Source organism: Kitasatospora sp. NPDC088134, from assembly GCF_044741705.1.
Taxonomy (GTDB): Bacteria; Actinomycetota; Actinomycetes; order Streptomycetales; family Streptomycetaceae; genus Kitasatospora.
The window spans coordinates 313,944-330,502 of record NZ_JBIUTD010000007.1 but is presented as its reverse complement, the minus strand read 5'-3'; the positions used below and the strand labels follow the sequence as shown (position 1 = coordinate 330,502).

General features: G+C 70.6%; 24 protein-coding genes and 1 CRISPR repeat array. Of the genes, 16 read left to right on the top strand and 8 right to left on the bottom strand.

Annotated features, from left to right (window positions below; all coding sequences use genetic code 11):
* Window positions 1-29: 29 nt before the first annotated feature.
* The 8 genes from ACIOHG_RS14910 to ACIOHG_RS14875 all read right to left on the bottom strand — a co-directional run bounded on the left by ACIOHG_RS14910 (window position 30) and on the right by ACIOHG_RS14875 (window position 3,064).
* On the bottom strand, window positions 30-278 hold the full coding sequence (locus ACIOHG_RS14910) for a hypothetical protein (protein WP_400949898.1): 249 nt from the start codon (window positions 276-278) through the stop codon (window positions 30-32).
* Window positions 275-556, bottom strand: a complete 282-nt coding sequence (locus ACIOHG_RS14905) for a hypothetical protein (RefSeq protein ID WP_400949896.1) — start codon at window positions 554-556, stop codon at window positions 275-277. The genes ACIOHG_RS14910 and ACIOHG_RS14905 overlap by 4 nt, the downstream gene beginning before the upstream one ends.
* Before the next feature lie 96 nt (window positions 557-652).
* Window positions 653-985 (bottom strand): hypothetical protein, encoded by a 333-nt coding sequence (locus ACIOHG_RS14900; RefSeq protein ID WP_400949893.1) that lies wholly within the window; start codon window positions 983-985, stop codon window positions 653-655.
* A gap of 98 nt (window positions 986-1,083) precedes the next feature.
* A complete protein-coding gene (locus tag ACIOHG_RS14895) occupies window positions 1,084-1,389 on the bottom strand; it encodes a hypothetical protein (protein ID WP_400949891.1) in 306 nt (101 codons plus the stop codon).
* A gap of 47 nt (window positions 1,390-1,436) precedes the next feature.
* The gene (locus ACIOHG_RS14890) at window positions 1,437-1,622 is read right to left on the bottom strand and encodes a hypothetical protein (RefSeq protein ID WP_400949888.1); all 186 of its coding nucleotides are present in this window, start codon (window positions 1,620-1,622) and stop codon (window positions 1,437-1,439) included.
* Between the two features lie 60 nt (window positions 1,623-1,682).
* Complete coding sequence (locus ACIOHG_RS14885; protein ID WP_400949886.1) at window positions 1,683-2,507, bottom strand: hypothetical protein; 825 nt, start codon at window positions 2,505-2,507, stop codon at window positions 1,683-1,685.
* A gap of 34 nt (window positions 2,508-2,541) precedes the next feature.
* Window positions 2,542-2,751: a hypothetical protein gene (locus tag ACIOHG_RS14880; protein WP_400949883.1), complete on the bottom strand. Its 210-nt coding sequence runs from the start codon at window positions 2,749-2,751 to the stop codon at window positions 2,542-2,544.
* A 31-nt stretch (window positions 2,752-2,782) separates the two neighbouring features.
* Window positions 2,783-3,064, bottom strand: a complete 282-nt coding sequence (locus tag ACIOHG_RS14875; RefSeq protein ID WP_400949881.1) for a hypothetical protein — start codon at window positions 3,062-3,064, stop codon at window positions 2,783-2,785.
* Window positions 3,065-3,710: 646 nt separating this feature from the next.
* Here ACIOHG_RS14875 and ACIOHG_RS14870 point away from each other — a divergent pair.
* From ACIOHG_RS14870 to ACIOHG_RS14795, 16 genes are all read left to right on the top strand, one after another.
* On the top strand, window positions 3,711-3,968 hold the full coding sequence (locus ACIOHG_RS14870) for an HNH endonuclease (protein ID WP_400949879.1): 258 nt from the start codon (window positions 3,711-3,713) through the stop codon (window positions 3,966-3,968).
* On the top strand, window positions 3,965-4,312 hold the full coding sequence (locus tag ACIOHG_RS14865) for a hypothetical protein (protein WP_400949877.1): 348 nt from the start codon (window positions 3,965-3,967) through the stop codon (window positions 4,310-4,312). The genes ACIOHG_RS14870 and ACIOHG_RS14865 overlap by 4 nt, the downstream gene beginning before the upstream one ends.
* A 13-nt stretch (window positions 4,313-4,325) precedes the next feature.
* Window positions 4,326-4,553 carry a hypothetical protein gene (locus ACIOHG_RS14860; protein ID WP_400949875.1) on the top strand — a complete coding sequence of 76 codons (228 nt, stop codon included), beginning with the start codon at window positions 4,326-4,328 and terminating at the stop codon, window positions 4,551-4,553.
* 20 nt (window positions 4,554-4,573) lie between these two features.
* Window positions 4,574-4,779: direct repeats of the CRISPR family, unit length 21 nt; unit sequence CCCCGCGCGTGCGGGGAGCAG.
* 83 nt (window positions 4,780-4,862) lie between these two features.
* Window positions 4,863-6,539: a terminase gene (locus ACIOHG_RS14855; protein ID WP_400949872.1), complete on the top strand. Its 1,677-nt coding sequence runs from the start codon at window positions 4,863-4,865 to the stop codon at window positions 6,537-6,539.
* Window positions 6,539-7,960 (top strand): phage portal protein, encoded by a 1,422-nt coding sequence (locus ACIOHG_RS14850; protein WP_400949870.1) that lies wholly within the window; start codon window positions 6,539-6,541, stop codon window positions 7,958-7,960. Before ACIOHG_RS14855 ends, ACIOHG_RS14850 begins: the two co-directional genes overlap by 1 nt.
* A 274-nt stretch (window positions 7,961-8,234) precedes the next feature.
* Complete coding sequence (locus ACIOHG_RS14845) at window positions 8,235-9,131, top strand: hypothetical protein (protein WP_400949868.1); 897 nt, start codon at window positions 8,235-8,237, stop codon at window positions 9,129-9,131.
* A gap of 7 nt (window positions 9,132-9,138) precedes the next feature.
* On the top strand, window positions 9,139-9,636 hold the full coding sequence (locus ACIOHG_RS14840) for a hypothetical protein (RefSeq protein ID WP_400949867.1): 498 nt from the start codon (window positions 9,139-9,141) through the stop codon (window positions 9,634-9,636).
* A gap of 68 nt (window positions 9,637-9,704) precedes the next feature.
* Window positions 9,705-10,730 carry a P22 phage major capsid protein family protein gene (locus ACIOHG_RS14835; RefSeq protein ID WP_400949964.1) on the top strand — a complete coding sequence of 342 codons (1,026 nt, stop codon included), beginning with the start codon at window positions 9,705-9,707 and terminating at the stop codon, window positions 10,728-10,730.
* Entirely contained in the window at window positions 10,727-11,164 is a 438-nt protein-coding gene (locus ACIOHG_RS14830) for a hypothetical protein (RefSeq protein WP_400949865.1), read from the top strand. The genes ACIOHG_RS14835 and ACIOHG_RS14830 overlap by 4 nt, the downstream gene beginning before the upstream one ends.
* Window positions 11,161-11,544: a hypothetical protein gene (locus ACIOHG_RS14825; protein WP_400949864.1), complete on the top strand. Its 384-nt coding sequence runs from the start codon at window positions 11,161-11,163 to the stop codon at window positions 11,542-11,544. Before ACIOHG_RS14830 ends, ACIOHG_RS14825 begins: the two co-directional genes overlap by 4 nt.
* Window positions 11,525-11,812, top strand: a complete 288-nt coding sequence (locus tag ACIOHG_RS14820; protein WP_400949862.1) for a DUF5403 family protein — start codon at window positions 11,525-11,527, stop codon at window positions 11,810-11,812. The genes ACIOHG_RS14825 and ACIOHG_RS14820 overlap by 20 nt, the downstream gene beginning before the upstream one ends.
* Window positions 11,806-12,237, top strand: coding sequence for a hypothetical protein (locus tag ACIOHG_RS14815; RefSeq protein ID WP_400949861.1), 432 nt, complete (start codon window positions 11,806-11,808; stop codon window positions 12,235-12,237). The genes ACIOHG_RS14820 and ACIOHG_RS14815 overlap by 7 nt, the downstream gene beginning before the upstream one ends.
* Window positions 12,238-12,258: 21 nt before the next feature.
* Entirely contained in the window at window positions 12,259-12,861 is a 603-nt protein-coding gene (locus tag ACIOHG_RS14810) for a hypothetical protein (RefSeq protein WP_400949859.1), read from the top strand.
* Window positions 12,862-13,415: 554 nt separating this feature from the next.
* The gene (locus ACIOHG_RS14805; RefSeq protein WP_400949856.1) at window positions 13,416-13,757 is read left to right on the top strand and encodes a hypothetical protein; all 342 of its coding nucleotides are present in this window, start codon (window positions 13,416-13,418) and stop codon (window positions 13,755-13,757) included.
* Window positions 13,718-14,233, top strand: coding sequence for a hypothetical protein (locus ACIOHG_RS14800; protein WP_400949853.1), 516 nt, complete (start codon window positions 13,718-13,720; stop codon window positions 14,231-14,233). Before ACIOHG_RS14805 ends, ACIOHG_RS14800 begins: the two co-directional genes overlap by 40 nt.
* Window positions 14,234-14,272: 39 nt before the next feature.
* A complete protein-coding gene (locus ACIOHG_RS14795; RefSeq protein WP_400949850.1) occupies window positions 14,273-16,483 on the top strand; it encodes a hypothetical protein in 2,211 nt (736 codons plus the stop codon).
* Window positions 16,484-16,559: the final 76 nt, after the last annotated feature.

Here is a 16,559-nt window from a genome sequence, read left to right as displayed (position 1 = left end):
GGGCCTGGTGCCGGGGGCGGGGCCTGGTGTCAGCCGCCGTGGCCGTTGAACCGGGTGTCCGCCGCGCAGATCAGCTCTCCGAGCTGCTGGCCGAACCGGTCGGGGGCGGGAGCCTCGCAGGCGCTACACACGGTCTCGGCGTACTCGATGTCCAGGCCGAGGACCGAGAGGGCCGGGGGCAGGGTGTCGTGCGGGTGGACGACCCGCAGGAACACGGGGACGGTGACCACGAGGGTTCCGCCGCAGGGGCAGCGGAGGGTCTGGGGCTCGGTGATCACAGCACGATCCCCGCAACCTCGCGGCTGCCCCGGGTGACCAGCGCGGCCACGGCCTTGCCGATCTCGTCGTCCGCCGCGTAGCCGCACCGGCCGCAGCGGACGGCGGCGGTTCCGGTGGCGAACCCGTCGACGTACACCAGCGGGGTGCCGTCGGGCTGTCGGCGGATGCACAGCCACAGTCGGGCATCGGCTTCCATGAAGTAGCCGCAGAAACGGCAGGTGTAGACGTCCAGTTCCACGCCTTCGGGGAGGCGGTGCGGGTCGGTGATGGTGGGCATGGTGGCTCTGTTCCTTCGGTACGGGCGGGGGCGGGGCCTGGTGCCTGAGTGGGCACGGCGGGGGCCGGAGGGGGGTCCGGCCGCCACCGTGTCGGCTCAGACCGTGATGCCGGTCAGCGCGCTGTCGAACGGGCACATGGCGTCGGTGATCAGACGGTCCAGGTACTCGCCAGCGGCCTGCCCGCAGTCAGCACAGCTGACGGTCGACGCTTCGACACCGACGCCGTACACATCCAGGTAGGGGCTGCCGTCCTCGCGGCGGGAGACGTTGAACCAGAGCGGTGCAGCGGCCTCCAACTTCCCGCCGCACAACTCGCATCCGAACTCATCGGTGGTGGCGGTGACTTCAGGGTTGGGGAACTCGGCGACGATCTCGGCGAACTGCTCGGCCGTCTCGTCCGGGGTCGGGTTGGGGGTGTGCTCGGTCATGGCGCTGTTCCTCGGGGGTCGGGGTGGGGTCTGGTGTCTGTGCACCCTTGGCGGGGGCCCGGCGGGCGGGCGTCGGGCCGCCACCAGGGGCGCACAGCTCAGACGGAGCGGAAGACGTAGCCGCCGGTGAGCATGAAGTCGCAGTGCCACGCGGTCATGTCCAGCGCGGGCCGCCACCCCCGGCAACTCTCCATCGCGGCGCGGTACTCGTCGTCCGTCTCCATCAACCTGTCGTGGGCGAAGTCCTCCAGCTCGTCCCACTCGCCTTCGTAGGCGTCCTCGAAGGTGTCGACGGCGTACTCGGCGCTGCCGACGAGTGCGGCGTAGGCGGTAAGGGCTTCCAGCTCGGCGATGATTCCGGCGTCCTCGGCAAGGTCGGTCAGGTACTCGGCGGTGCGGCTCACGGTGGTTCTCTCTCGGATCGGTGCGGGGGCGCGGGCGGGGCCTGGTGTCAGGCGGCGTCGGGGCCTTCGAACAGCTCGTCCAGCAGGAGGTCAAGGCCCCGGGCGAACTCCGGGTCGTGGCGCATGTCGCGGAACGCGTCGAACATCGCGGACACGTCGTCCGGGTGGTCCATCCCGAGTCGGGCGAGACGCGGCCAGTAGCCGGACAGGCGGATCATGTCGGCGCGGGTCATGGTGGTAATTCCGTTCTTTTGCAAGGGAGTTGATAATCCGGGAGGGGTGGGGCCTGGTGCCTACGCGGCCCGGCCGTACACGGCGCTGTAGCCTTCGGCGCTGCCCCGGACGATGGCGCGGACGTCGTCGCGGTAGGCGGCTCCCTGACGGGTGGCGTAGCCGTCCAGGTAGGGCTGGAGAACGGCCGTAAGCGGTTCACCGGCGGTCCAGCCGGAGCCACCCGCCAAGGTCGCGGACGTCCAGTGCACGGGCGGGCAGGATTCCGCCAACGCGCAGTCACGGCACAGGGGTTCGCCGGGTCGGGCGTCCATCGGGGTCAGCCACTCCTCACAGTCGGAGCACTGCGCGTAGCCCATGCCGGACAGGGCGTCTTCGATCATGGTCATGGTGATCTCGCCCGGGGACGGGAAGTCGAGTTCGCGCAGTACGTCCTCGCCGTCGACCCCGTCCGGCAGCCCGACCGGTGAGCCTTCGATCTCGTCCACCATCGCGGCGTGTTCGCGCTCGCTGTGGCCCTCGTCGTCCAACAGGGGATACCCGGCCAGCGCGTCAGCGATCCGGCGCGCGGCGTCGCTCGCCAGGAACGAGTCAGCGTCGTACATGATCCCGTCGCCGGTCGCGTCCCACAGCGTCCCGCAGGCCCCGGCGGCGTCCCCCATGATCCGACATGCGGCGGCCCAGTTGGACTGTGCACGGAGCGCTTCCGACTCGTGCTGGTGCCACCCCTCCCCGTCCTCCAGCAGGGCCCCCGTGCCGTCCAGCACCATGCCCATCCGGGCCCACCCGTGGGCGTCCGCTTCCGACTCCATGCGGGTCACGAAGTCGTACCGGTGGCAGTGCTGGCCGGTTGCGGAGAGAAGTTCGTCAGTCAGGGTCGCGCTCATGATCAGTTCCTAGCGATGGTGCGGGTCGGGAAGGTCAACGGGCCTTAGTGGCAAGCCAGTTGCAGGCGTACGCGCTGCCCTGGTCGCAGGCGTCGCGCATCGCGTCGGACCACCCGTCGTTGAAGGCGGCGACCTGCCCGGAGTCGGACGCGGCCGGTTCGGCGGTGGAGTACCCAACTGCCGACCCGCCAAAGGCGGTTGCGGCCAACAGGGCAAGGACGGCCAGCACTCGGCGGGGGTTCATTGCGGGTTCTCCGAGGGTCGAGTCGGGGCGGTCAACGGGAACGGCGGCCTCGGCGCGGACGGCGCGCGGCCTCGGCGCGGTCGCGGTCGTATGGGCTGATCGGCGCGGGGGCGTCGGCGGCCGGTTCCGCCACGGACTCGGACGGCCCCTGTGCGGCCTGCCTGACCAGTCCGGGCACCTTGCCCACCCAGTGGGCCAGGAGGGCGGTCAGGAGGGCCGCAGCGAGCCCCCCGCCCCAGTTGTCGGTCTGCCAGGGAGACCCGGCCAGCAGCATCGTGACCCCCAGGGCGGCGGGGGTGAGGTGCTTACGCATAGTGGTCACTCGTTTCGGTCGATCGTTCGCTTGCAGGAACAACACTGCGGCACAGATGCGTAGGTTGTCCAACGCATCTTGCGTGACGGTCATCACACTATGGCGACCTTTGTTCCGCACTTGATCGAAGGGTGCGCGAGTAGGCGAAGGCGAGCCAAAAGCAAGGTGAGAAAGGCAGTTGAGGTATCGATCACGGCGAAGACGAAAGCTTGACCGGGTGTGACCCGGGGGGGGGGTACTCCCGCGCGCGTCCCTTCACTGCCCGGGGCGTCATAGCAGCCGAGATCCGATACGAACGCCGGCCGACTCCTTCTTCCCGGCAATATACGCAGCGTGACCAGCGGCAATGAACTCAGTGCCACGCACTGATTGCGGAGAGTGAGGATGCGGGCGTCGGCGGTGTTAACCGCCCCCGCTTAATACATGTGGAGGCCGCTCCGCGCGCGTGCGCGCAAACCGCTGCTGCGGCACCCCGGCCGGCCTCCTCCCGCAGCCCCGCCAGGGCAACGCTCCCCGCCGGCACTCTCTCCCCGGCCGAGGTCGAGCACCTGGCGGGGCCCCGCGCTTCAAGGAGGCCCGCCTGCACGCGAGTTCGCGCCGCGTGGCGCCCCTGCCCCCGCACTGGACCCGCCTTCGCCGGGCGGTGATGAGCCGCGACGCCTGGCGCTGCCAGCACGTCCGCTACGACACCGGTGAGCTGTGCGGCGAGCCCGCGCGCCACTGTGACCACATCGTCCCCGCCTCCGAAGGCGGCTCCGACGCCCCCGCCAACCTCCGCGCCCTGTGCGACTGGCACGTCCTGCGCAAGGACTCCGCCGACGCCGGCCGAGCCCGCAAGCGGGCCGCCGCGGACCGCTGGCAGCCCGCCCGAAACCGCCGTCGCCACCCTGGGGAGGTTCGTTGATCGACCCGACAGAGAAGGACGCGGGCAAGATCCGCGCCGCGCTGATCGCCCTGTACGAGACCGAGTTGGACTTGGAGCCGACCGATCTCGCGCTGATCGACGCCGCCGCCCCGATGCTCTCCCGTGCCGCCCAACTCGACGCCGTGGTGAAGCGCGACGGCCAGATGATCCCCGGCGGCAACCGCGCCGGGATGATGGTCCTCCACCCGGGCATCGCACAGGCCCAGACCAACCGCACCCAGGCCGCCGGCCACCTCGCCAAGATCCGCGGTGAGGGCGACGGCCCGAAGCGCGGCCACAACGCCCGCGACGCCGTGGGCGCCCGCTGGGGCAACCGAGTCTGAGAAGGGGGTCGCCGTGGCACGCCGCAAGACCCGGGCCTCCGGCCCCTCGGACGAGTCGCTGCGCATCGCGCGGACGATCGTCTACTACGAGGCGTGCCTCGACCGCGAGGTCCCGCACGCCGTTGCCCGCGAACTGTGGGCCCACGACATGAACTCACCCTTCGCAGCCGGTGAGCACGTCTCCGCTGACGCTGCCCGGCTGCTGGAAGCCCGCGCCCGCCGGGAGGCAGCCCAGGTGTAGCTACGCCTGGGCCGCCGACGTGTCCCGCGCACGGGGAGCAGTCCTCGTTACTCGGGTTCCACGTGCCACGGTCGGGGCCAGCCCCGCGCGTGCGGGGAGCAGCCCTTGAGACCCGTCTGAGCCTGGATCATGGCGGGGCCAACCCCGCGCGTGCGGGGAGCAGGCGAGGCCGTTCAGCGCGGTGACCAGGTTCGGGGGGCCAACCCCGCGCGTGCGGGGAGCAGGCTTCTTGACCTGCGAGTTTAGCGAGTTTGCGCCGCGTTCCGTGCAACTTTCGCTGATTCAGTGCTCGGTGACGGCGAAGATCTTTTGACGCTCGGACCGGGGAGGCTACCGCTGCTCACCTACGAGCCCGTCCGCACGATTCCGGACGATGTCCCGCACCCGCACCGCACCCTCGCGGGCGAGCTGCTGCGCTGGTCGGCGCACGCCTTCCGGCCGGACTGGAAGTACACCCCCGAGCAGTGCCGCATCCTGGCCCGCTGGTACGAGCTGCGCGACGACGCCGTGCCCGAGGACCCGAACGACCCCGAGACCTGGGGCCGGTCCTTCCGCTGGGAGTCCGGCACGCTGCGCCGCCTGAAGGGGTGGGGCAAGGACCCGAAGATGGCGTCGGTGGCCGCGATGGAGTTCGTCGGCCCGTGCCGCCTGGTCGGCTTCCGCGCCGACGGCTCGCCGATCGGCGGCCCGCCGCAAGAGGCGTGGGTGCAGATCTTCGCCACCGCGGCCGGCCAGAACGTCAACACCATGTCGGCGCTGTCCACGATCTTCAGCCAGGCCGCCATCGACCGGTACGCGATCAAGCTGGGCCAAGAGGTCTGCTACGCCTCGCAGACCGACACCGACGGCCGCCAGTGCCGCCTGGAGGCGAAGGCGTCGAGCTTCCGCGCCGCCGAGGGCGGCCGGCCGAGCTTCGCCCTGCTCAACGAGACCTGGCACTGGGTGGAGGGCAACCACGGCCCCCGCCTGGCGGCCACGATCCGCCCGAACGCCACGAAGGTGGGCGGGCGGACGATGGAGATCACGAACGCCCCGGTGATCGGTGAAGAGTCGGTCGCCGAAGGCACCTGGTACGCCTTCGAGAAGCAGCGCGACGGGATCAACCGCGACGCCGGTATCTACTACGACTCGGTGGAGGCCCCGCCCGGGGTCGACCTCGCCGACGAGCAGCAGCTCCGCGCCGCGATCCTGTGCGCGCGGGGCGACTCGGTCTGGATCAACCCGGACCGCGTGATGAAGGACATCTGGTCGGCGTCCACCACCGAGGACGAGAGCCGCCGGAAGTACCTCAACCAGCTCTCCAGCCACGATGACGCCCTGGTCGACCGCGACACCTGGGACCTGGCCACGGTCGAGCCCGCCGACGGCCTCAGGCCGGGCGAGCGCATCGTGCTCGCCTTCGACGGCGGCAAGACGGACGACTCAACCGGCCTGCTGGCAATGCGAGTTAGAGACAAGCTCGTCCAGAAGCTCGCGCTGTGGGAGAAGCCCGACGGCCCGGCCGGCAAGACCTGGGAAGTCGACGGCACCGAGGTCAACGACATGGTGGCCCACGTCTTCCGGAAGTACACCGTGGTCGGCTTCTTCGCCGACATCGCGGGTTGGGAGTCGTACGTCGCCGACTGGTCGGAGAAGTACGGCAAGCACCTGCTGATCAAGGCGTCCGGCCGTTCCTCGGTCGGCTTCGACATGCGCGGCAACCAGCGTGAGATCACCACCGAGCACATGGCGATGGTGGGCGCGATCGAGACGGCGGCGCTGCCGCACGTGCGCGACTACTCGCTGACCCGCCACACCCTCAACGCCCGCAAGCGGCCCAACCAGTACGGCATCAGCTTCGGCAAGGAGAGCCGCGAGTCGAAGCTGAAGGTCGACCTGTACGCCGCGATGGTGCTGGCCTGGATCGCTCACCGCCGCCTCACCGAGAGCGGCAAGCTCAAGCCGCAGAAGCGGCCCGGAACGCTACAGACCCGAGGAGGGTTCTGATGTCCCTCCCCGCAGTTCTCCAGCGTGCCCGGCACGCGAAGGGCCTGGTCGACCGCGACCAGGAGCGCCTGGACCTGGTCGACCGCTACGCCCGCGGCCTGCACCGCGCCCCGTGGATGCCGGCCAAGGCGAACAGCGAGTTCAAGGACCTGGTGAAGCGCTCGATCGTCAACGTGAGCGCCCTCGCGGTCGAAGCCCCGCTGAACGCCCTGCGGGTGCAGGGCTTCCGCAAGCCCGGCTCGGGCGAGAACGCCTACGAGTGGAAGTACTGGCAGAAGAACCGGCTGGACGAGCGACAGAACGCCGTACACCGCGCCGCGCTCACCAGCGGGGCCGCCTACGTCGTCGTGACCCCCGATCCGCGCAAGGGCCGCAAGGAACCGCTGATCCGCGCCTACGACGCGTTCAGCACGGTGGCCGTCTACACCGACCCGGCGTGGGACGAGTATCCGGTGTACGCGCTGCACGTGCCCGAGCAGCAGCCCGACGAGCACCGCACCCTGGCCTTCCTGTGGGACGACGTGGCGAAGTACACCGTCGACCTGGAGGCCGAGCCGGAATCCGCGGTGCTCACCACCGAGCCGCACGGCATGAACGTCTGCCCGGTGGTCCGGTTCTCCCCGGCCGTCGACCTGCGGGGCCGCACCCGGGGCCTGGTGGAGCCGCTGATCGTCTCGCAGGACCGCCTCAACCAGCAGACGCTTTCGCTGCTGCTCAACGAGCACTGGGGCGCGCACGCGATCCGCTTCGCTACCGGCCTCGCGCCGGCCGAACGCCTCGACCCCGAGACGGGCGACCCGGTCCGCGACCCGGAGACCGGCGAACCCGTCTACGACGTCCCCTCGCTGGACCCCTCCACCCTGCTGATGGCGCCCAACTCGGACGCCAAGTTCGGGCAGCTCCCGGCGATGCCGACCGGCGATCTGCTGGCCTCCCGCCGTCAGACCGTCGAAGAGATCATGGGCCTCGCGGACGTCCCCCCGCACTACCTTGCCGGGTCGAACCTCGTGAACCTCTCCGCGGATGCCCTCGCGGCAGCCGAGACCTCGTTCAAGCGGTTCCTGTCCACCCTCCAGGACTCGCTGGGCGAGTCCTGGGAGTCGGTGTTCCGGCTGTGCGCCGTCGCGGCCGGCCGGGGCGAGATCGAGCAGGACGAGAGCCAGGTCGAGTGGGCCGAGAAGGCAACCCGCTCCCTCGCCCAGGCCGCCGACGCGATGGTCAAGCTCATGCAGCAGGGCGTCCCGCTCTCCGTCGCGCTGCGCAAGATCCCCGGCTTCTCGCAGGCCGACATTGACGAGGCGGTGAAGGCCGCCGAGGAAGCCGCCCGCAAGGCCGAGGCCGCCGAAGCCGAGGCCCTGAAGCAGCAGAAGGAGGCGACGAGGCAGCAGCACTCAAAGGCCGCTGCTCTGTCGTCCGCCTAACGCCACCAGCCCGCCGGCATGTTGTAGAGCGGGTCGTTTGGACCTCCATACTCCTCGGTCCTCAGCTTGTCTTCAGCGTCTCGGACTCGCCTGGTGCGCGGTACGCAGGCCAAGCACGCTCGGCCCTGCTCACGGCGTACAGCGTGTTGAACCCAGGACTGGCCATCCGGATAGGACGGAAAGGAGAGGTGACCGCAAGGGTGCTTGATCATGTGAGTCGTCACCTTCCCAACGTACAAGGCGGTAACGACAGTTCTGAGTGTTGGAGGGGCTGTTGACCTGGACTCCCCAAACTGCCGAGATCCTGCGGGCGGTGGCCGCGTACCAGCTCGCGCAGGAAGCGCTGGCCGCTGAGTTCGCCGCCCGCTGGGCGGAGGTGTTGGCCGCCGTCGAAGCCCGCGAACTCGCGGGGGCGCTGACCGAGCTGGAGACCGAGTACGCGGCGGCGATCCGCGAAGCCGCAGTGGCCTCCCGCGTCCTGTCGGTGGCCTTCTACCGCCTGGTGCGGGCGCTGGAGACCGGCCGCGTGATCGGCGGCCCCGGCCACCGTCCGGGCGCCTCGCTCGGCTCGCTGTGGGCCGACTTCAACCGTGCCACCGGCAAGCGCACCGGCACCGGATCCCGCGAGGTGCTGCCCGTCGACACCCGCAACCCCTTCCCCGCCGCCGACCTGGCGCGCGAAGCCCGCAGAGCCGAGGAGGCATTCCGCCAAGAGGTCACCGCCCGGGTCGAGCGCCACGAACGCGAACGCGGCCGGCAGGGCTCGGCCGCCCTCGGCGACGCCGAGCTGCTGGCCCGGGAGGAGGAGTTCCTGGACGCGCTGCGCACCGGCAGCAGCGGGGCGGGCGGGATGCTCGCCCAGGACGGCGGCCGGAACATGATCCACAACGCGCTGCAGGACGACCCCGGGGCGATCGGCTACTACCGCAAGACCGACGCGAGTCCCTGCTATTTCTGCGCGCTGATGGCCTCCCGGGGCGCGGTCTACAAGTCCCGGTCGACGGCCGCGTTCGGCGCGCACCCGCACTGCCACTGCCAGGCCGTCCCGATCTTCTCCCGCCGCTACCAACTCCCTTCGGAGAACGACCAGTTCGCCCGGATGTGGCGCACCTTCGGGGGCGGGTCGCTGGCCGACTGGCGCACCCACTACCGCAAGACGACGAAGACCTAGGAGAGACGTGCCCGAGACCCCCACGCCCGAGACCCCGACCCCGGCCGAGGCAATCCCCGGCGGCGTGGTGAACCCGGCCACTCCGCCCGCGCCCGAGCAGCCCGAGGTCCCGGCCGCCGAGAGCGGCGAGCAGGCCCCGTCCGCGCCCGCCCCGGTCGAACCGGACTACAAGGCGCTGTACGAGAAGATGCAGGCCGACCTGGACGCCACCCGCGAGCGCTCCACCGAGGCCGGCGTCGAAGCGGACGAGCTGCGCGCCCAAGTCGCCCAGCTCCAGGAGCAGGCGCTCCGCGACCGGATCGCCGCCGAGTACGCGCTCCCGCCGGTCCTTGCCGCCCTGGTCCAGGGCGCCGACGAGGCGGCCGTCCGCGCCCACGCCGAGCAGTTGGCCGCCGTCGCCGCCCCGAAGCCGCTGCTGGGCTCGGGCGGGCTGACCCCGCACGCCGAGCCCGACCCGTACAAGGGCCTCGCCGAGAAGCTGCGCCAGCGCCGCTACGGCATCTGACCCCACCCGCCCCCGCCTGAGCCGCCCTACCCCCGGGGCGGCTTTCCGTCTCCCCGAGGAACAGCGCCATCTCTCTCAACCCTGCACGTGCCAACGCCTTCCAGAACCCGAACAAGCTGGTCCAGGTGGCCCTGGCCAACCTGAAGGACTCCGTCGTCCTGGCCGGCATGTTCGACCGCCGCCCGGCCGAGCAGTTCGTCAACGCCACCGGCCAGGTCATCAGCATCCGCCGCCCCGCCCGCCTGAAGGGTGCGGAGGAGGCCATCGACGCCAAGCGCAAGTTCAACGACACCTCTACCTGGATTCAGTCGGAGAACCTGAACGAGGGCCTGCTCGAAGTCCGGCTCGACACCCACGCCTACTCCGCGGTGGACCTCTCCGACGCCGAGCTGTCGCTCGACCTCCTCAGCTTCGGTGAGCAGGTGATGGTGCCGCAGATCGACACCATCACCGAGCGCCTGGAGCGCAAGGTCGCCACGGCGATGGAGCAGTTCCCGGACGTCGCCACCTCCGCGAAGATCCCGGTCGACCTCACCAAGGCCACCACCGACGAGGCGGCCGGCCAGATGATCCGCAAGGCGCTCGCCCGCCTGCGCGTCCAGCTCAACCGGGAGAACGTCCCTGCCGAGGGCCGCACCGCCGTGCTCGGCAGCGAGGCCGCGTTCTACCTGCTGAACGCCTCCTCCATCCTCAACGCCGCCGAGCACGCCGACGGCGGCGCGGCCCTGAAGGAGAGCACCCTCGGCCGGGTCCACGGCTTCCGCCTGGTGGAGTCCACCTCGGACACCCTCAACCCGATGGGCATCTACGCCTTCCACCGCTCCGCGATCCAGCTCGTCTCCGGCGCGCCGAACGTCCCGGAGTCCGCCAAGGGCGGCCGGACCAGCGCCGAGGGCTTCTCGCTGCGCTGGATCAAGGACTACAACTCCGGTGCGGCGATGGAGCGTTCGTTCCTCTCCTCGTACTGGGGCGCCACCCTGGTCACCGACCTGAAGAAGGGCGAGACCGACTGGTCGAAGCCTGCCAACATCGTCAAGGTGCGCGGCATCAAGGTCGCCTTCACCGGCGAGCCGAAGCTCGCCCCGGCCGCGTGACGGCAGCCGGGCTGACGGTCGACGCGCTGTTCGCCCGGCTCGGCCGCCCCGCCCCCGCGCCGGATACCCCGGACTGGGCGCGGGCGTCGGCCGCCCTGGAGGATGCGTTCTGGGTGATCGCCGCCACCGGCCACCCCGCGTGGTCGCCCGAGCGGCACCCGCCCGTGATCCGCACCCTGGCCCTGGCCGTCGCCGACCGGCGCTTCCGCAACCCCGAGGGGTACGTGCAGGAGCAGGCCGGAGAGGTGTCCTACCGCATGCCCGACGGCTCTCCGATCGGCCTCGCGCTCACCCGGGGCGAGGTCGCGCTGATCGAGCGGGTGGCCGGCCGGGGCGGGCTTCGCTCCGTCCAGGCCCGCCGCGAGGTCGTCTCGCGCGGCATGCGTACGGGCTACCCGTTCCCGTCCCCCGAGGACTGGCGGGGTGCCGCGTGAGCCTGCTGGAGCGGGGCCGCACCCCCGTGACCGTCCACACCGTCCGGTACGTCGATGACGGCTACGGCGACCGTCGGCCGACCGCCGGGCCTTCCGCCACCTACTCGGCGTGGGTCGCCCCGGTCGGCGACGCCGCAGGCTGGCGCGCCCCCGTTGGTGCCCAGGTCGGCTGGTCCCCGCCGATCCGCCGCAAGATCGTCCTTCCGCCGCACGCCGTGATCGACAAGTGGTCCGCCGTGGAGTTCGCCGACGAGGGCGACCCCGGTACCCGCTGGACCGTGGTCGACGCCCCGCGCGCCCACCACGGCGCTTCCGACCGCATGCGGTTCGTCACCGTGATCGTGGAGGGAGGCGGCCAGAGTGGCGGAGATCCGTCCTGACCTCGACGCCGTGATCGCCGCACTGCCCGGCGTGATGGGCGCCCTCAAGCTGGAGGCCGAGGAGCGCAAGGTCCGGGTCGTGGCGAAGGCCGCGCTGCACGTCGACACCGGCGAGTTCATCGCCGGGCTGAAGATCAAGCGGTATGCCAAGGGCTACGCCATCGTCAACGAGGACCCGCTCGCCGCCCACAAGAACTGGGGCGGTTTCAACGAGCGGGCGCACCGGCACGTGGACGGCATCCACGCGATGGAGGCCGCCCTGTGGTGACCCGCGAGCCGTACCTGATGCCCGACTCCGAGCGCCTCGTCCTGGAAGCCCTGCGCACCGTGCTACCCGAGCACCGGTGCGCGGTCTACCTGCCCACCGACTGGCAGCCCTCGCTGCGCAAGACCGGCGGCCTGGTCATCGCCCGCCGGGTCGGCGGGGTGATGAAGGACAAGCGCTACGTGGACGAGGGGATGTTCGTCGTCCAGACCTACGCCACCAGCCGCGCCGACGCCTCCCTACTGGCCCGCCGCGCCCGCGCCGGCCTGGTCCGCCTGTGCTTCGAGCAGTTCGGCAACGCCGAGGGCTACCTCTCCCGCTTCCGCGAGGCCACCGGGCCGTTCATGACCACCAACCCGATGACCGAGGCGCAACCGGAGTTCTACCGGTTCTCGGCCAACTACATGATCACCACGAGGCCCCGCTAGCGGGCCGGAAAGGAGTCAGCGATGGCTGCTGACGACGCCCCGGTCCTGGTACCGGGCACCGGATACATCTACGTCGCCCCGCCGGGCACCGCGCTGCCGGATCTGAGCAAGCCGGGTTTCGACCCGAAGGACAACACGAAGTGGGGCCCCGAGGGCCTGCCGTGGAAGTCCATCGGGAACACCTCGCTGGACAACGGCATCGAGATGTCGGTCGACGGCGACGAGCCCGAGGTGCTGGGAAGCTGGCAGAACAAGAGCCTCAAGACCACCGACCCCGGCAAGACGTACGCGGTGACGATCAACCTGTCCGACTTCACCGCGGAGTCGTACAAGCTCTACTACGGCACCGACAAGGGGCTGAACAGCAAGGGCCTGTTCTCCATCCCGACCAGCCCGGCCGCGCAGAACCGCGCGCTGCTGGTCGCCGCCGTGGACGGCACGAAGGCCGTGGTCTGGCACTACCCGAAGACCAGCATCATCGGCGCGGACTCCGTGACCATGGACCCGGCCGCGCTCGGCGAGATGCCGGTGAAGGCCACCGTCGTGGCCCTCAACCAGTCCACCCCGCTCGGCACCGTGACGCCCGTCTTCGACCTCGACGCCGGACTTCAGACTGCTGCCTGATCGTCCTTGTCCGGCAGTGCCGGCCGAGCCGATACCCGGCCCTTCCGCAGTTCCGCCTGAACCTTGCGGATCGCACGAATCGAGATGATCGTGTCTTCGCTCAACGACGGAATCCACCGCCTTAGCACCACCCGGAGAACGGTCACCAACCCGGCGGCACCGAGGACAACAGGCGCCAGCCAACCAGGAACCTGCACCACAACTCCCTTGCTCTAGAGGCAGATCGGGAGCTGACCTGTTCTTTGGCAGGCTCGACCCGACCTACCCCAATGGATAAGTCATCAGTCGAGATCTGCCGGTGCAGGTCTCTCGTGTACAACCGCTTGGCCTTCAAGGGCCAGGCACAGGAACTTCTGGTGCTTCGAGTCGAGTGCTTCTTCCTCACGGGACACTTCCCGATAACACCGGTTATCGGGCTAGTGCCCCTTGTGAGGGCGCGTGCTTGCTGGGCACCCAACGGCGATAGGGGTCCGACTTGCGGGAGTAGCCATCTCCCGCACCCGTAGTTTCCTGATTTCCCGTCAGCTCTGTCAAACCACCTGGAGAACCCCCGCTTGACCACCCTGAACTACGCGGCTCTGGACGCCGAGGCGCGCCGGACCGAGCACGGCACCGGCCTGCCCTTCGTCGCCAAGAACGGCAAGAAGATCAAGCTGCGGACCATCGAGACGCTGCCCGGCGCGGACCTGAGCGCCGCGCTCGCGCTGCTGGACCTCGTGCAGTCGAAGAAGGTCAGCAACGAGCGCCGGATTGGTGCGATCTCCGGCCTGCTGGTAGCGGTCGCCTCCCACAAGAAGGCGATGCGGGAGACCGTGGACTCGCTGCCGCTGCCGGAGCAGATGAAGATCCTTGAGGGGTGGATGGAGCACGCCGCGCCGGGGGAAGCCGCGGCCTGATCAGGCTGCTGGACGAGCACGGCGCGGAGATCACCGCCGACCTGCGGCGCTTCTACGGCGTCGATGTCCTGGACTGGTTCCGGGGCCGGCACTCCGCCCGCTACGTCCTCGCCCTGATCGGGACACTCCCCGACGACTCTGCCACGGTCGCCGCGATGCGCGGGGGCCGCGAGGCCCTGGGCTGGGACGCCGGGACGTACGTCCTGGCGGACCTGGTGGACGCCGTCCAGGCGCTCACCCACGTCCAGGTCGCCAAGGCCGCGAAGAACCCGCGGACGGTCGAGCGGCCGAAGCCGTACCCGCGCCCGTACGCCAAGAAGTCCCGCCGGCCGACCGGCGCCAGCAACCCCTTCTCCGCAGCGCTCCAGCGCGAGGTCGGCGAGGGTGGCGGCCCGGCCGTCGCCGAGCCTCTTTCCCCCCCATGCAGAAACGTTCCGCCTTCCGGCGGCCGTGCTCGCGCGCTCCGCCGCGCCTGAGCGGCCCGCGCCGGTCCGACTCACGTAGGAGGTGAGCCTGTGGCCGGTCCCGGCGGCAAGGAAGCCGGGCGCGTGCACGTCCGGGTGCTGCCCGACACCTCGGACTTCCGCCAGCGCCTCAAGCAGTACTTGGAGATGCTGGAGAAGTACACCAAGCTCTCCGTCCGGCTCGACCTCGACACCACGGGCGTCAGTGCCCGGCTGCGGGAGCTGACGCAGGACCGCACCACCCGGGTCAACGTCGTCGCCGACACCGGCGAGGCCGCTGCCCGGATCGCCGCGCTCACCCGTGAGCGAACGGTCCGCATCCGGGCCGAGGTCGACACGGTCCCCGCCGAAGGCGAGATCCGCCGCTTCACCGGGGGCCGTCGCTGGCGGCTCGGCATCAACCTCGCCCTTGCCCGGGGCGGCGTCGACCGGGTCAAGGGCGGGCTCCGAGAGATCGGTTCGGGGGCCGCCGAGTTCGCCCGCAACTTCGGGCGGCTGTTCACCCTCTCGATCAGCCAGACGGCCTCCGCGCTGGAGGGCATCGGGTCGGGCATCAGCTCGGCCGCCCAGGGCACCCTGGGCATCGCGGCCGGCCTCGCCCAGTCGGCCGCTGCGGCTCTGCCGCTGCTGGTAGCGGTAACCGCCATCGCCTCCTGGGTGACGGTCGTCGCCTCCGGGCTGATCGCCGTCATCGCGCTGGCGGCGCTGCCGGTCCTGCCGATCGGCCTCGCGGCCATCGCGGCGGCCGGCGACATGCGCACCCTCGGCAAGAAGGCCGAGGAGGCGATGCAGGCCGCCAGCGAGGCGCTGAAGCCTGCAACTGCCGCCATCCGCACGGAACTTGGCGGAGCACTACGCGACGTCGTCGGCTGGTACCGCCAGGCCCAGACCGAAGTCAAGGCGTTCTTCGACGCCGGGGCGCAGTTCGTACGCCCCATGGTGGCGTCGATCACCGACTTCGCCGACGTCCTGCTGCCGAAGCTCACGGCGGCGATGTCCACGCCCGGGATGCGGGCGTTCACCGAGCAGCTGCCCGTCGCGCTGGTCGCGCTCGGGGCCGCGCTCGGCGACTTCTTCCTCACCCTGTCCAACGGGGGCGCCCAACTCCAGGTCATCCTGGGCCCGCTGGTCGGCCTGCTCGACGCCTTCCTTCAGGGAGTCGCCTCCCTGGCGGTCGCCTTCGCACCCGAGATCGCCGCGTCGATCTCGTGGTTCGCCGACACCCTCCGCGATTTTTTCGGCGTCTTCCGGGACAACGCGCAGGCAACTGCCCTGATGATGCGGGTAGTTGACATTGGCCTGCGCGCCCTCGTGATCGCCTTCGCGGTCACGATGGGCGCCTGGGACCTACTGGCGAGCGGAGCCGTGGCCGCCTGGCACGGCATCCAGGCAGCCTGGGACGGGGTGACCTCCGCCACGGCGTCGGCTTGGTCGTCCGTGAAGTCGTGGACGTCCGAGACCTGGTCGTCCGTGAAGTCGTGGACCTCCGAGTCCGCCAGCTCGGCGGCCTCGGCCGTCTCCGGAGCCTGGCGAAACGTTTCTTCGTGGACGGCGTCCACCTGGGCCGATGTGACGTCGTGGACGGCGTCGGCCTGGTCGTCGGTGGCTTCCACCACGTCGTCGGCGGCCAGCTCCACGGGCTCGGCGGTCGCCACGGCCTGGCGCAACGTCCGCCAGTGGACCTCCGATGCCTGGGACGCCTGCGTGCGGGCCGTCGCCACAGCTTGGTCGAACATCGTCTCCGGGGTCTCGACCGGCATCAGCGAGACGGTCAAGTTCGTCGCCGCGCTGCCCGGCCAAATCCTGGGTGCCATAGGCGACTTGGGCTCGCTGTTGTACGAGAAGGGCAAGTCGGCGATCCAAGGGCTGATCAACGGCATGAAGTCGATCAGCGTGCCCAACGTCGTCGGCGGGATCATCGACAAGATCAATCCCTTCAAGGCCAGCGCACCCGCGTCCGCCCCGCAGACCGCCGCGCCGCGCGCCCTGATGGTCTCGCCGATGGCGTTCGCCGCCATGCCGGCCGCGTACGCGAGCCCACTGGAGCAGGCCCTCCGCCCGGTCGCCTCCGAGCTGCGCTCACTGGACAGCTACGGCTACGGCCAGCGCGCCGCCGCTGGCCTGCGCCACCCGGAGACCGTCCCGAAGGACGCCGGCCGGGCGCGCTACGGCGCACAGATCACCGTCAACGCCCGCACCGACGCGGACCCCCACGAGATCGGCAAGGCCATCGCGTGGGAGCTGAAGACCTCGGGGAGGTAGCAACATCGGGGCTCTCTCCCCACCCTTCGTCAGCGACGTCACCGCCCACACCGCCCGGATCTTCTTCGAGAAGCGG

What these genes read in the sequence shown, in the direction of transcription:
- ACIOHG_RS14875 (WP_400949881.1), bottom strand. Translation starts at nt 3,064, where the DNA reads ATGCGTAAGCACCTCACCCCCGCCGCCCTGGGGGTCACGATGCTGCTG.
- ACIOHG_RS14810 (WP_400949859.1), top strand. Translation starts at nt 12,259, where the DNA reads ATGGCTGCTGACGACGCCCCGGTCCTGGTACCGGGCACCGGATACATC.
- ACIOHG_RS14870 (WP_400949879.1), top strand. Translation starts at nt 3,711, where the DNA reads ATGAGCCGCGACGCCTGGCGCTGCCAGCACGTCCGCTACGACACCGGT.
- ACIOHG_RS14905 (WP_400949896.1), bottom strand. Translation starts at nt 556, where the DNA reads ATGCCCACCATCACCGACCCGCACCGCCTCCCCGAAGGCGTGGAACTG.
- ACIOHG_RS14890 (WP_400949888.1), bottom strand. Translation starts at nt 1,622, where the DNA reads ATGACCCGCGCCGACATGATCCGCCTGTCCGGCTACTGGCCGCGTCTC.
- ACIOHG_RS14900 (WP_400949893.1), bottom strand. Translation starts at nt 985, where the DNA reads ATGACCGAGCACACCCCCAACCCGACCCCGGACGAGACGGCCGAGCAG.
- ACIOHG_RS14880 (WP_400949883.1), bottom strand. Translation starts at nt 2,751, where the DNA reads ATGAACCCCCGCCGAGTGCTGGCCGTCCTTGCCCTGTTGGCCGCAACC.
- ACIOHG_RS14885 (WP_400949886.1), bottom strand. Translation starts at nt 2,507, where the DNA reads ATGAGCGCGACCCTGACTGACGAACTTCTCTCCGCAACCGGCCAGCAC.
- ACIOHG_RS14850 (WP_400949870.1), top strand. Translation starts at nt 6,539, where the DNA reads ATGTCCCTCCCCGCAGTTCTCCAGCGTGCCCGGCACGCGAAGGGCCTG.